The sequence below is a fragment of the Pseudonocardia adelaidensis genome, from assembly GCF_039543345.1.
GTDB lineage: Bacteria > Actinomycetota > Actinomycetes > Mycobacteriales > Pseudonocardiaceae > Pseudonocardia > Pseudonocardia adelaidensis.
In genome coordinates this window covers 92,116-105,596 of the sequence record NZ_BAABJO010000027.1, presented here as the reverse complement: position 1 = coordinate 105,596, position 13,481 = coordinate 92,116, and the positions used below count along the sequence as shown (strand labels likewise).

The 13,481-nt window shown below is 72.8% G+C and carries 10 protein-coding genes; 7 read left to right on the top strand and 3 right to left on the bottom strand.

Going from position 1 to position 13,481, the window contains the following annotated elements; all coding sequences use genetic code 11:
* Complete coding sequence (locus ABEA81_RS29895) at positions 1-1,314, top strand: MFS transporter (RefSeq protein ID WP_345609550.1); 1,314 nt, start codon at positions 1-3, stop codon at positions 1,312-1,314.
* A gap of 18 nt (positions 1,315-1,332) precedes the next feature.
* A complete protein-coding gene (locus ABEA81_RS29890; protein WP_345609548.1) occupies positions 1,333-3,015 on the top strand; it encodes an FAD-dependent oxidoreductase in 1,683 nt (560 codons plus the stop codon).
* On the opposite strand, the gene ABEA81_RS29885 is transcribed toward ABEA81_RS29890, so the two are convergent.
* Both ABEA81_RS29885 and ABEA81_RS29880 read right to left on the bottom strand, forming a co-directional pair.
* Positions 2,981-3,994: a LacI family DNA-binding transcriptional regulator gene (locus tag ABEA81_RS29885; protein ID WP_345609602.1), complete on the bottom strand. Its 1,014-nt coding sequence runs from the start codon at positions 3,992-3,994 to the stop codon at positions 2,981-2,983. The two genes, ABEA81_RS29890 and ABEA81_RS29885, sit on opposite strands and share 35 nt — an antisense overlap.
* 20 nt (positions 3,995-4,014) lie before the next feature.
* Entirely contained in the window at positions 4,015-4,773 is a 759-nt protein-coding gene (locus ABEA81_RS29880) for an ROK family protein (protein ID WP_345609546.1), read from the bottom strand.
* A gap of 21 nt (positions 4,774-4,794) precedes the next feature.
* Here ABEA81_RS29880 and ABEA81_RS29875 point away from each other — a divergent pair, with 21 nt between their 5' ends.
* A complete protein-coding gene (locus tag ABEA81_RS29875) occupies positions 4,795-5,658 on the top strand; it encodes a hypothetical protein (RefSeq protein ID WP_345609544.1) in 864 nt (287 codons plus the stop codon).
* A 27-nt stretch (positions 5,659-5,685) separates the two neighbouring features.
* Positions 5,686-7,356 carry a bifunctional metallophosphatase/5'-nucleotidase gene (locus ABEA81_RS29870; protein ID WP_345609542.1) on the top strand — a complete coding sequence of 557 codons (1,671 nt, stop codon included), beginning with the start codon at positions 5,686-5,688 and terminating at the stop codon, positions 7,354-7,356.
* Positions 7,357-7,500: 144 nt separating this feature from the next.
* Here the strand turns inward: ABEA81_RS29870 and ABEA81_RS29865 are convergent, their stop codons facing one another.
* Positions 7,501-8,469: an ABC transporter substrate-binding protein gene (locus tag ABEA81_RS29865; protein WP_345609540.1), complete on the bottom strand. Its 969-nt coding sequence runs from the start codon at positions 8,467-8,469 to the stop codon at positions 7,501-7,503.
* Between the two features lie 202 nt (positions 8,470-8,671).
* On the opposite strand from ABEA81_RS29865, the gene ABEA81_RS29860 reads away from it, so the two are divergent.
* From ABEA81_RS29860 to ABEA81_RS29850, 3 genes are read left to right on the top strand one after another with little or no spacing between them, the layout of a single operon-like run.
* Positions 8,672-9,997: a lysine N(6)-hydroxylase/L-ornithine N(5)-oxygenase family protein gene (locus ABEA81_RS29860; protein WP_345609538.1), complete on the top strand. Its 1,326-nt coding sequence runs from the start codon at positions 8,672-8,674 to the stop codon at positions 9,995-9,997.
* Between the two features lie 3 nt (positions 9,998-10,000).
* Positions 10,001-11,701, top strand: coding sequence for an ABC transporter ATP-binding protein (locus ABEA81_RS29855; RefSeq protein WP_345609536.1), 1,701 nt, complete (start codon positions 10,001-10,003; stop codon positions 11,699-11,701).
* Positions 11,701-13,479, top strand: coding sequence for an ABC transporter ATP-binding protein (locus ABEA81_RS29850; RefSeq protein WP_345609534.1), 1,779 nt, complete (start codon positions 11,701-11,703; stop codon positions 13,477-13,479). Before ABEA81_RS29855 ends, ABEA81_RS29850 begins: the two co-directional genes overlap by 1 nt.
* Positions 13,480-13,481 lie beyond the last annotated feature (2 nt).

The following is a 13,481-nucleotide window of genomic DNA, read 5'->3' as shown; positions in this document are numbered from 1 at the left end:
GTGGCGCCCTCGACGGCGCCAACCGGGCGGGACGACAGCCTCACCAGCGGCCCGATGCGGCGCATCCTCGCGTCGAGCTTCATCGGGAGCGCGATCGAGTTCTACGACTTCATGCTGTACGCGACGGCGGCCGCCGTCGTCTTCTCCGAGGTGTTCTTCACCGACCTGAGTCCTGCGATCGCCACGTTCGCGTCGTTCGGCACCCTCGCCGCGGGCTACGTGGCGCGCCCGGTCGGAGGTGCGATCTTCGGCCACTTCGGCGACCGGATCGGCCGCAAGGGCGTGCTGGTGACGTCGATGGTCACCATGGGGATCGCCACGACGATCATCGGCCTGCTGCCGACGACGGCGCAGGTCGGCACCGTGGCGCCCGTCCTGCTGATCGTGTTGCGGATGCTGCAGGGGCTCGCCGTCGGCGGCGAGTGGGGCGGGGCCATGCTCATCGCCCTCGAGCACGCACCGGGTGGCAAGCGCGGGTTCGCCGCGTCCTTCGCGAACCTCGGTGCCCCGGCCGGGTCGATGCTCGCCGCCGGCGCCGTGGCCGCGGCGACGCTGCTGCCCGACGAGCAGTTCTTCGCGTGGGGCTGGCGCATCCCGTTCCTGTTGAGTGTCGTCCTCGTGAGCATCGGGCTGGTGATCCGGCTGAAGGTCGCCGAGAGCCCGCTCTTCCAGCGCTTCGAGGCCGAGGCGCAGCGGCGTCGCATCCCGATCGTCGACGTCCTCACGCGCCACCCCCGCAACCTCGTGCTCGGGATCCTCGTCGCGATGAGCCAGCTCACGGTGTCGGGGATCGCGAGCGTCTGGGCGGTCAGCTACGCGGTTCAGCAGGGGGCGGAGAAGACCGGTGTGCTCAACTCGAAGACCCTCGCAGCCGTTGCGATGTTCGTGATGTGTCTGGTCAGCGCCCGGCTGTGCGACCGGTTCGGGCGAAAGCCGATCCTCACCGCCGGGATCGTCGCGGCGATGCTGTTCGCCTTCCCGCTGCTGCTGCTCGTGCAGTCGGGCACCGTGGTCGGGTTCACCGTGGCGGTGACGGTCGGGCAGGGCATCCAGGGCGTCATCCTCGGCCCGCTCGCCGCGTTCCTGGCCGAGCTCTTCCCGACCGCCGTGCGGTTCACCGGCTCGTCCCTGTGCTTCCAGGCCGCCTCGACGATCGGCGCGGGGTTCACGCCGATGATCGCGAGCGCGCTCGTGGCGGCCACCGGCGGGATCGCGTTGCTCGGGGGCGTGTGGATCGCGGCGCTCCTGGTGTGCCTGCTGGCCGTGCTCGCTGCGGCCGAGGGGCGTCGGCGGGACCTCGCCGCGATCGAGTAGAGAACGATCTGGAGAACGATGACACGCACGACCGACGCCGACGTCCTCATCGTCGGGGCGGGGCCGGTGGGGCTGACGGCGGCCATGGACCTCGACGCCCGTGGGATCTCCACGATCGTCGTCGAGGCGCGGGCCTTCCTGGAGCCGCCGAGCGTCAAGTCCAACCACGTCTCGGCCCGCACGATGGAGCGGTTCCGCCGGCTCGGGGTCGCGGCGAAGGTCCGCGACGCGGGCCTGCCCGCCGACTACCCGCACGACATCTCGTTCCGCACCGTGCTGACCGGGGCGGAGATCGGCCGGATCCTGATCCCGTCGCGCAGGGACCGCATCGGCTCGACGGTCGGCCCGGACACGTCGTGGCCGACCCCGGAGCCTCCGCATCGCATCAACCAGACGTTCCTCGAGCCGCTGCTCGCCGAGCACGTCGCCGGGCTGCCGCACGTCACCCTGCTCAACGAGACGCGGTTCCACCGGCTCACCCAGGATGGCGGCGGCGTCGATGCGGTGATCGGCGACGTCGACGGGGGAGGAGAGCGCACCATCCGGGCGGCGTTCCTCATCGGCGCGGACGGGGCCCGCTCGAGCGTCCGCAAGCAGATCGGCGCGACGCTCTCCGGCGACGCCGTGCTCCAGAACGTGCAGTCCACCTGCATCCGCGCCCCGGGGCTCTACGGCCTCATGCCCGGCGCGCCGGCCTGGGGGTACTACACGTTCAACCCCCGTCGCAACGGCCACGTCTACGCCATCGACGGGCGTGAGGTGTTCCTCGTCCACAACCACCTCTCCGCCGAGGAGATCGCCCACGAGCCGGTCGATCGGGACGGGGCGATCCGGACGATCCTGGGCGTCGACGAGCGGTTCGAGTACGAGGTCGTCTCGCACGAGGACTGGACGGCCCGGCGGCTGGTCGCGAACCGGTTCCGGAGAGACCGTGTCTTCCTCTGCGGGGACGCCTGCCACCTGTGGGTGCCCTACGCCGGGTACGGCATGAACGCCGGGATCGCCGACGCGCTCAACCTCACCTGGCTGCTGGGCGCCCACCTGCAGGGCTGGGCCGGCATCGGGATCCTCGACGCCTACGAGGCCGAGCGCCTGCCGATCACCGACCAGGTGTCCCGGTTCGCGATGAGCCACCAGCAGAAGCTCGTGCGCTCGCGCATCCCGGACACCATCGAGGAGGAGTCCGAGGCCGGCCGCGTCGCCAGGGAGCGGCTCGGGCGGGAGGCCTACGACCTGAACGTCCAGCAGTTCGCCGCCGCGGGCCTCAACTTCGGTTACGTCTACGACGCATCCCCGATCATCAGCTACGACGGCGAGGAGGCACCGGCCTACTCGATGGGATCCTTCACGCCGTCCACGGTGCCCGGCTGCCGCGCGCCGCACTTCTGGCTCGACGACGGCCGGTCGGTGTACGACGCGTTCGGGCCGGGCTACACGCTGCTGTGCTTCGGCGACCCGGCCGCGCTCACCCCGTTGACTGCCGCGTTCGCGGCCGCAGGTGTCCCGCTCGCCGTCGTCGAGGTCCCGGCGAGCCTGCGCCGACCGGAGTACCGCCACGACTTCGTCATCTGCCGGGAGGACCAGCACGTCGCGTGGCGTGGGGACCGGCCCCCGGCCGACGTCGTCGGCCTCGTCAAGAGGCTGCGCGGCGCGGCCGGCGACGTGCTCAGCCCGGCCCGCGCAACGGGCGGTACCGCTTGAGGGTCGTCCCGATCGTCACGAGCCGAGCGTGCGCGGGCGGCTCCTCATCGGCGATGCGCTCCAGCAGCAGCTCGGCGGCGCGCCTGCCCACCTCGCCGGTGTCGTAGGTCACCACGCTGATCGGGGCGGCGAACAGGTCGGCGAGGGGGAGGTCGTCGAAGCCGGCGAGGGCCGCGGGCGACCCGGTCTCGGCGATCGCGCGGTACGCGCCCACGGTGTTGCGGTTGTTCGCCGCGAACAGGGCGGTGGGCGGGTCGTCGGCGGCGAGCAGTTCCAGTGCGACGGCCTCCGCGGCGCCCGCGTCCGGCGCCACGCTGCGCAGCAGCGCGTCCTCGACGGGGAGGCCGGCCTCCTCGAGGGCGGCGCAGTGGCCGCGCAGCCGCTCGGCACCGGTCCACAGCGATCGGCCGAGGCCGAGGAAACCGATGCGGCGGTGGCCCTGCGCGACCAGGGCGGCGGTGGCGCTGCGGCTGCCGCCGAAGTCGTCGACGACCACGCAGTCGACGTCCAGGCCGGTCGGCGGGCGGGTGGCCAGCACGACCGGCAGCCCGTGCAGCCCGGCGGGGTCGAGGTGGGCGTGGTCGTTGCCCGCGGGCACCACGATGATCCCGTCCACGCGCCGCGAGGCCATGTCGTCGACCAGCTGCCGCTCCCGGTCGACGTCACCGCCGGTGTTGCCGATCACCACGCGCATCCCGTTGACCGAGGCGAGGCCCTCCACGCCGAGCGCGAGCTCCGAGTAGAACGGGTTGGACAGGTTGGTGACCACGAGGCCGAGCAGGCCGCTGGACCGGCCGGTGCGCAGCCCCCGCGCCAGGTCGTTGCGGCGGTAGCGCAGCGCCTCGACGGACGCGAGCACCCGCGCGCGCATCTCGGGGGACACCCGGGGGTCGCCGCGCAGGGTGCGGGAGACCGTCATCGGGCTCACCGCGGCGTGCGCGGCGACGTCCCGCATGGTCGGGGTGCGTCCGGGCGCCATCGACGACACGCCGTTCCTCCTCAGAACCGGTGGGCCCACCAGGCGGCGCCGACGAGGCCGGCGTGACCCGAGGACGCCGGGACGACCGGGAGCTCGGCCCGGCCGTCGGACAGGCCCGCGTGCAGCGGGGCGGCCACCAGGTCCCATGATGCCGCGATCGCCCCGCCCACGACGACGAGGGAGGCCCCGAAACGCCGTGCCCACGGCGCCACGGCGCGGCCGAGGGCGGCGAAGGCGTCGGTGAACAGGCTCTCGGTGGCGGTGTCGCCCGCCCGGGCCCGCTCGGCGAGATCCCGCACGTCCACGCCGGGGCCCGCCCCGGCCCTGGCCAGGAGCGCCCGCCGGGAGACCGTCTCCTCGAGCGGGGCCCCGTCGATGGTGAGCAGGTCCGCCCGCCCCTCGGGCGGGACGTCGGGACCCGAGGAGACCGGGGTGCCGCGGTCGAGGAAGCAGCTTCCGACGCCGGTGCCCAGGGTCAGCACCAGCACCCGGTCGTGGCCGCGTGCCGTGCCGGCCCGCCACTCGCCGATGCCGAACGCGTGGGCGTCGTTGAGGAACACCACGTCCGCCGCGTCCAGCTCCTTCGCGAGGATCTCGCCGAGCGCCACGCCGCGCAGCGCGTCGAACTTGCCGACGCCCGCGAAGCGGCCGACGCCTGCGGCGTAGTCGAACGGGCCGGGGATCGCGACGCCCCAGCGCGCACCCGGTGTGCCCGGGGGACCTACACCCGGCCGGCGCCCGGCAACGTCCTCACGAACCTCTCGCCGGCCTGGGACCACTGGGCCCAGGCCGACGCGGGTGTGGAGCAGCGGCTCGTCTACGAGTACGCGGCCGACGGGGTGCGCTGGGCCCGCACCACGCTGCGCCTGGGTCGCGACCAGCCCCGCCTCGACATCGAGAACCGGCTGTCCAAGCCGCTGACGATGACGAAGGAGAGCGCGTTCTTCGCGTTCCCGTTCGCGGCGGACGACCCGACCGTCCGGTACGAGATCACGGGCGCGCTCACCGGCGACGGTCTCGACCACGTGCCCGGCGCCCCGCAGCACATGCGCGCGGTGCGGAACTGGGTGAGCATCGCCGACGGCGACCACGCCGTCGCCTGGGCCACCGACGAGGCGCCGCTCGTGCACCCGGAGACGATCGCGCTGCCCTACGCGCCGTTCCCGGACTCCACCACCCCGCGCGAGCCCGCCACCGTCTACTCGTGGGTGCACAACAACGTGTGGGACACCAACTTCCCGTCACAGCAGGGCTTCACCGCGTCCGTGCGCTACGCGGTGGGTGTGCGCCGTGCGGACGAGCGGATCTCACCGTCCGGGCTCGGCATCCGGACGGCCGCGGACCTCACCCAGCCCGTGCACGGCGTGCTCGCCGCGGGGCCCGCCACGGCCGAGCCTGCACCGGAGCGATCGCTCGTGGAGCTGGACGACGACCGCGTCCGGCTGGTCTCCGTCTCCGGCGCCGAGGGCGGCGTGCTGCTGCGGTTGCAGTCCTACGCCGAGGAGCCGGTGGCGGTGCGGGTGCGCGTCGCGGTGCCGGTGTCCGCGGCGTGGACGGCGACGTACCTGGGCGACCGGCGGGACGAGCTGGCGGTGGAGGGCGAGACGGTCGCGGTCGACCTGCCCCGGCTCGGGACGGCGGGGCTGCTGCTCGCCCTCGGCTGATCGCGGGCTCTGCGGAATGATCAGCACATGCCCCGATGGTCGGTCTCCCGCCGGTCCCTGCTGATCGCAGTCGGTCTCGCGGCCGTCGCCGTGGTGGCGGCGGCGCTCGTGATCCCCCGCGGAAGCGCGCGCCCGCCCGTGGACGTGCAGCTGCTCGCGCTGAACGACTTCCACGGCAACCTCGAGCCGCCCGGCGGGTCCAGCGGGAAGATCGACGGCGTCGACGCGGGTGGTGTCGAGTACCTCGCCACCCAGCTGCGCCTGCTGGCCGAGCAGGTGCAGCGGCCCGACACCCTCACCGTCGCGGCGGGCGACCTCATCGGCGCGTCCCCGCTGCTCTCGGCGGCGTTCCACGACGAGCCGACGATCGAGGCGCTCGGGCTGGCTGGCCTCGACCTGGCGAGCGTCGGCAACCACGAGTTCGACGAGGGCGCGGGCGAGCTGCTGCGCATCCAGAACGGCGGGTGCCACCCGGTCGACGGCTGCGCCGATCCCGCGCACCCCTACGCCGGCGCCGGGTTCCAGTACCTGTCCGCCAACGCGTTCGTCACCGCGTCGGGGGAGCCGCTGCTGCCGCCGTACGCGATCCGCGAGGTGCAGGGCGTGCGCATCGGCTTCATCGGGATGACGCTGGAGGGCACGCCCGACATCGTCACGCAGTCCGGCGTCGCGGGCCTGGACTTCGGCGACGAGGCGGAGACCGCCAACCGCTACGCCGCCGAGCTGCAGGAGCAGGGGGTGCAGGCCATCGTCGTGCTCCTGCACGAGGGCGGCACCCAGGCAGGCGGCGGGGGGATCAACGACTGCGCGAACCTCACCGGGCCGATCGTGGACATCGTCGGCGGCTTCTCCGACGCCATCGACGTCGTGGTCAGCGGGCACACCCACCAGGCCTACAACTGCGTGCTCGACGGCCGCGTGGTCACCAGCGCGAGCTCGTTCGGCCGGCTGGTCACCGACATCGACCTGCGCGTCGACCCGTCGTCGGGCGACGTCGTCGAGGCGCATGCCCGCAACGTCGTCGTCGGCCGCGACGTGGCCCCCGACGCCGCGCAGAAGGAGCTGATCGGGCGTTACCGGGCCCTGCTCGGACCGGTCGCGGGGAAGGAGGTGGGCGAGACCAGCGCGCCGATCACCCGGACCGCGGGCCCCACCGGTGAGTCCCCGCTGGGCGACCTCATCGCCGACGCCCAGCTCGCCGCCACCGACGACGAGCAGGGGGCCGTCGCCGCCTTCATGAACCCCGGCGGTGTACGGGCCGACCTCGACGCCGGACCCGTGACGTACGAGGAGGCGTTCACCGTCCAACCGTTCGGCAACTACGTGACCACGCTGGACCTGACCGGTGCCCAGCTGGACTGCCTGCTCGAGCAGCAGTTCGTCACCGAGCGGGTGCTGCAGCCCTCGGCCGGCGTGCGCTACGCCGTGCGGCAGGCCGGAGCTCCCGGAACCGCCGCCGACCCGTGCAGCGGCACGAAGGTCGACGGGATCACGATCGGAGGGGTGCCGGTCGACCCCGGCGCGACCTACCGGATCACGGTGAACAGCTTCCTCGCCGGTGGCGGGGACGGGTTCTCGGTGTTCACGCAGGCCACCAACGACGTCGTCGGTGGCGCGGACGTGGATGCGCTCGCCGCCTACCTCGGCGCCCACCGTCCCGTCGCCCCGCCGCCGACAGACCGGATCACCGCCGGCTGAGTGCACCGGCCCGGCGCTCGGTGATCAGGTGCGCGTACACATCGGTGACAAGGACGTCTCGGGACATCGGTGACAGCTGACCTGGTCGCGGTCGAGGGTGTTCGGCCGTGGTCGGAAGTGCCCAGCTGATCGAGCCGACGGCTGTCAGGCGTGCGACAGGTCGGCGATCGGCCGTCCGTTGACTGCGTTCGACAGCTGCGGCACCAGCTGGTCCAGCGCGTACAGCAGGGCCTTGGGGCCGCTGTAGGACAGCGCGCCGCTCAGGTTGGAGTCGAACGTGGTGTAGAGGGTGCGGTCCTCCTTCACGACGTTCAGCCGGGCGAACACCGGGGACGCCGTCATCTGCTCCTCGGTGGCCCCGTTGACGAACAGCACGTCGCGGTCCAGCAGCGACACGTTCTCCTCGCTGACGTCGCCCGTGGTGTCCTGGGCCGCGAAACCGAGCGCGTCGAAGAGGGCGCGGCGCGGGTCGCCCTCGCCGATGAGATAGTGCCCGCCGTTCTCCGGGCCGAAGTCCTCGACGAGGACCTTCCCGGCGAAGCCGGGGTTCGCGGCCCTGGCCTCGTCGATCCTGGCGTTCACCTGGTCGGCGAGGGCCTGCGCCTCGGCGTCCTTGCCCAACGCCTTGCCGGTGCGGAGGAGCTGCTCGTTCCACGGGGTCTCCTCGTCCGGGTAGTCGCCGGACTGGATCACCGTGGGTGCGATCTGGGAGAGCCGGTCGTAGGTCGGCCGGTCGATCGTCTCGTAGATGGCGAAGATCACGTCGGGTTTCGCCGCCGCGATGTCCTCGTACTGGATTCCTTCGCCGCTGAGGGTCGGGACGCCCTTTCCGCCGGTGGCCTCCTGGACCCACGGGTAGTTGTCGTAGTTGTCGAACCAGGCGCGGCTCACGACCGGGACGATGCCCAGTGCCAGCACGAAGTCCTGGTCGTTCCAGCCGACGGTGACAACCCGGGCCGGGTTCTCCGGCACCTTCGTCTCGCCGAACTTGTGCGAGATGGTGACCGTTGCATCCGTATCCGCGGTGTCCGTCGACGAGGAGCCGCAGCCGGTCGCCATACCCGTCGCGACCAGCAATGCGACGAACGTCGCGCCCACCCGTGAGAGACCCACCCGTGCGAGAACTCCGTGGCTCGGTCGCATCGACACCCCTTCGAGACGTTGAGTGAGGCTAGCATTACCTCACTTGAGCGGGTAGAAACCGTAGCCGTCCCGTGGCGCCCGGTGAGGGGTGGCCGGAGGTGACGTTCAGCAAGCGCCGTTGACGAGCCTGCTACTTAGGCTAGGCTAAGCTCAGCTCGGGGGAAAGGTGATCATGTCGCTCGTCATGTCCGAGGAGGCGGTGCCTCCGGGGATCGTGGGGCCGCACGGCGAGGGCGACGAGCCCTTGGACCTCGTGGGAGTCGGCTTCGGACCGTCCAACCTCGGCCTCGCCATCGCGATCGAGGAGTACAACGCGAGGGGCCCGCGGCGGCCGGTACGGGCCGAGTTCGTCGAGGTCAAGAAGCAGTTCGGGTGGCACACCGGGATGCTCCTCCCCGGCACCACGATGCAGATCTCCTTCTTGAAGGACCTCGCCACCCAGCGCAATGCGCGCAGTCGCTACAGCTTCGTGAACTACCTGGCCGAGCGGGACCGGCTCATCGACTTCATCAACCACCAGACGTTCTTCCCCACCCGGCTCGAGTTCCACGACTATCTGTCGTGGGCGGCGGAATCGGTCTCGGCGCAGGTGCGATACGGCACCAGGGCGGTCGCGGTCCGGGACGGCGGCGGGCGGTTCGAGGTCGACGTGGAAGGGCCCGACGGATCGGTCGCACTCCCCGCGCGCAACGTCGTACTCGCCGGCGGATTGGCCCCGCGCCTGCCGGACGGGGTGGAACCGTCGATGCGGCAGTTCCACAACCACCGGTTGCTCGACCACCTCGACGAGCTGCCGGAACCGCGGCACCAGCGATTCGTGGTCGTCGGCGCCGGCCAGAGCGCGGCGGAGGTCACCGAGTATCTGCACGGCCGATTCGGCGGCGCCGAAGTGCACGGCGTCTTCGCGCGCTACGGCTACAGCCCGGCCGACGACAGCCCGTTCGCGAACCGCGTCTTCGATCCCGCGGCGGTCGACGACTTCTACTCCGCCGATCCCGGAGTGCGCAGGCAACTGCTCGAATACCACAGATCGACGAACTACTCGTGCGTCGACCTCCCGCTGATCGAGAGCCTCTACCGGCGGGAGTACGCCGAGCGGGTCTCCGGCCAGCGGCGCCTCTTCGTGCACGGCGCATCGAGCGTGCGCACCGTGCGGGAGGATCCGGCCGGGGTGCGGGTGGAGGTCGTCCACAAGCCGACGCGGCGGGTGACCACGCTCGACTGCGACGCCGTGGTGTACGCCACCGGGTTCGACCCGATGCCGCTGCGCGACATCCTCGGGGAGCTCTACGACCCGCGCGTCCTCGACGGGCCGCAGGTCACGCGGGACTACCGGCTGCAGGCCTCGGAGCGTCTCTCGGGGAACATCTACCTCCAGGGCGGCACCGAGCACACGCACGGGCTCACCTCGTCGTTGCTGTCCAACATCGCGGTGCGTTCCGCCGAGATCCTGCAGTCGATCACCGAGTCGCTGGTGCCGGCCCGGGACCGCGCGTAGCCGATGGCGACGACCGGTTCGCGAGTTCTGCTCGACGGGATCCGCCGCAACCGCCGCTGGCTGACCGCGGGGTCGGCGATGTACGGCGGGCACCAGATCTGCGAGGCGCTGGTACCCGTGGTCATCGGTGTGATCATCGACCGGGCGGTGGCCACGGGCGACGTCGGGGCGCTGGTCCGGTGGGTCGCGGTGCTGGCCGTCCTCTTCGTGGTGCTGTCGCTCATGTGGCGGTTCGGCGCCCGGTTGCTCACCTACGCGGAGGCGGGCGAGGGCTACGCCCTGCGGGTCGCGGTCGCCGGGCGGATCCTGCAGCCGCGCGGCATCCGCACCGACCTGCGGACCGGTGAGCTGCTCACGATCTCCAGCAGTGACGCGGACAACGCGTCGTACCTGCTGGACTACATCCCCCGCATCGTCGCTTCGGTCACCGCCACGGCGGTGTGCGCCGTCACCCTGCTGCTGATCAACGTTCCGCTCGGGCTCGCCGTCGTGCTCGGCACCCCGCTCGTGCTGCTGTTGCTGCACCTGGGCACCCCGCTCATCACGCGGCGGATCCAGCACCAGCAGGAGACAGCGGGTGAAGCCGCCTCGGTGGCCACCGACCTGGTCTCGGGGCTGCGGCCGCTGCGCGGCATCGGCGCGCAGGACGCCGCGACGCAGCGGTACCGGGACGTCAGCAGGCGCTCGCTGCGGGCCACCCTGCGCGCGGCGCGCACGCAACGCGGCTTCGAGGGGATCTCGGCGACGATCAGCAACCTGCTGGCCGCGGGCATCGCCGTCGCGGCGGGCTTCCTGGCGCTCGACGGCGTGCTCAGCATCGGGCAGTTCGTCACGGTGATCGGGCTCGCGCAGTTCCTCGTCGAGCCGCTCGTCCAGCTGACCGTCGTGCCCAGCTGGGTCGCCGAGGCCAGGGCGTCGGCCAACCGGGTGGCGCTGGTGCTGTCGGCGCCGCCGCTCGTGCCGGAGGGGCAGCGCACGCTGGACGCCCCGCCGTACGGCCTCGACATCGCCGACCTGCGCTACGGCGGCCTCGACGGCCTCGACCTCGCGGTGGCGCCGGGAGAGCTCGTGGGCGTCGTCGCGCCGCGGGCCGCCGACGCGGAGGCGCTCGTGGCGGTGCTGTCGGGCCGGGTCGCCCCGGAGGACTACCGCGGCACGATCGCGATCGGCGGCGCCGACCTGGCGTCGGTCGAGCACCGCGCCGCGCGGGCCGCGCTGCTGGTCGAGCCGCACAACACCGACATCTTCACCGGCACCCTGCTCTCGAACATCACGGCGGGCGCGGACGGCGATCCCGCCGATCTCGATCCCGTGCTGCGCGCCTCCGCTGCGCACGACGTGGTCGACGTGCACGCGGGCGGGCTGCACACCGAGGTCACGGAGCGGGGCGCCAGCCTCTCGGGCGGTCAGCGGCAGCGGTTGGCGCTGGCTCGGGCGCTGCACGCCCGGCCGCCGGTCCTGGTGCTGCACGACCCCACCACCGCCGTCGACTCGGTCACCGAGCACGCGGTCGCGCGGGGCCTGTCGGCGCTGCGCCACGGGCCGGGGCACACGTTCACCACGGTGCTGGTCACCTGCAGCCCGATCCTGCTCGCCACCGTCGACCGGGTCGTCGTGGTCGAGGGCGGAGCGGTGCGCACCGCCGGCACCCACGACGAGCTGGCCGACCGCGACGGCGAGTACCGCAAGGCGGTGCTGCGCTGATGGCCGACCTCCTCCCCATCGCCGGCCCGCGCGAGTCCTGGGCATGGCTGTTCGCGGAGCTGCGCAGGCACCTCACGCTGGTCGCGGTCACCGTGGGCGTCGGGCTCGTCGCAGCGGCCGCCGCCGTCCTGCCGGCCTACGTCTTCGGTGAGCTCGTCGACCGGGTCAGCGGCCACGAGGCGGCCTCGTCGCTGGGCACCATCGCCATCGTGCTGGTCGTCGCCGCGGTCGTCGGCGGGATCAGCTCCGGGGCATCCACCTACCTGACGAGCAGGCTCGGCGAGACCGTGCTGGCCACGCTGCGGGAACGGGTCGTGCAGCGGGCGCTGACACTGCCGAACGCCGTGGTCGAGAAGGCGGGCAAGGGCGACCTGCTCTCGCGCATCGGCGACGACGTCAACACCATCGGCCGCGCGGTCACCGAGGTGCTGCCCAAGGTGCTCTCGTCGCTGCTGGTGGCCGTGCTCGGCATCGCCGCGATGACGGGGCTGGACTGGCGGCTCGGGCTCGCCGGGCTGACGGCCGTGCCGCTGTACGTCCTGGGCCTGCGGTGGTACCTGCCGCGGTCGGCCCCGATGTACGCCGACCAGCGCAAGGCGGTGGCGGCCCGGTCGCAGGCGCTGATGGAGAGCATGGTCGGGGCGCGCACGGTGCACGCCTACGGCCTGGAGCGGCAGCACCTCGCGGAGATCGACGCCGCCGCCGCCCGCGCCCGCGACCTGTCGATCGGGATCGTCACGCTCTTCACCCGCTTCGTGGGCCGCACCAACCGGGCCGAGTTCGTGGGCCTCTCGGTGGTGCTGGTCGCCGGCTTCCTGCTGGTTCGGGAGGGGATGGTCACCGTCGGCGCGGCCACGGCGGCGGCGCTGCTCTTCCACCGCCTCTTCGACCCCGTCGGCACGGTGCTGCACAGCTTCGACGAGGTGCAGTCGGCGGGCGCGGGCCTGGCCCGGCTCGTCGGGGTGGTGCGCATCCCAGAGGACGCACCCGCCGCACTCAGGCCGGCCCGCCTGCCGGCCGACTCCTCGCTGGAGCTGACCGACATCGTGTTCGGCTACGAGCCCGGCGTCGCGGTGCTCCACGGTGTGACCCTCCGGATCGAGCCGGGGGAGCGGGTCGCACTCGTCGGCTCCACCGGCGCCGGGAAGACCACCCTCGCGGCCATCGCCGCCGGGCTGCTCGTACCCTCCGGCGGCTCGGTGCGCCTCGGCGGGGTGCCGCTGCGCGAGCTCACCCCGGACCAGGTGCGCGGCCAGGTGGCGATCATCAGCCAGGAGGTGCACGTGTTCGCCGGGCCGCTCGCCGACGACGTCCGGCTGGCCCGGCCGGACGCCAGGGTCGACGAGGTGCGGGCGGCGCTGGCGTGCGTCGACGCCCTCGGCTGGGTCGACGCCCTGCCCGAGGGGATCGAGACCCGGGTGGGGGAGGGCGGCCGCGACCTCACCGCGGCCCAGGCGCAGCAGCTCGCGCTGGCGAGGTTGGTGCTGCGCGATCCGGCGGTGGCGATCCTCGACGAGGCCACCGCGGAGGCGGGGAGCCGGGGCGCACGCGGGCTGGAGCAGGCGGCGGCCGCCGCGACGACGGGCCGCACGACCTTGGTCGTGGCCCACCGCCTCACCCAGGCCGCGTCCGCCGACCGCGTGATCGTGCTCGAGCACGGACACGTCGTCGAGGCCGGCACCCATTCCGAGCTACTCGCGGCCGGCGGCCGGTACGCCGAGCTGTGGGGCGCCTGGCGATCACGCACCACGAATTCCCACGCGACTTCCCACGCCTGAAC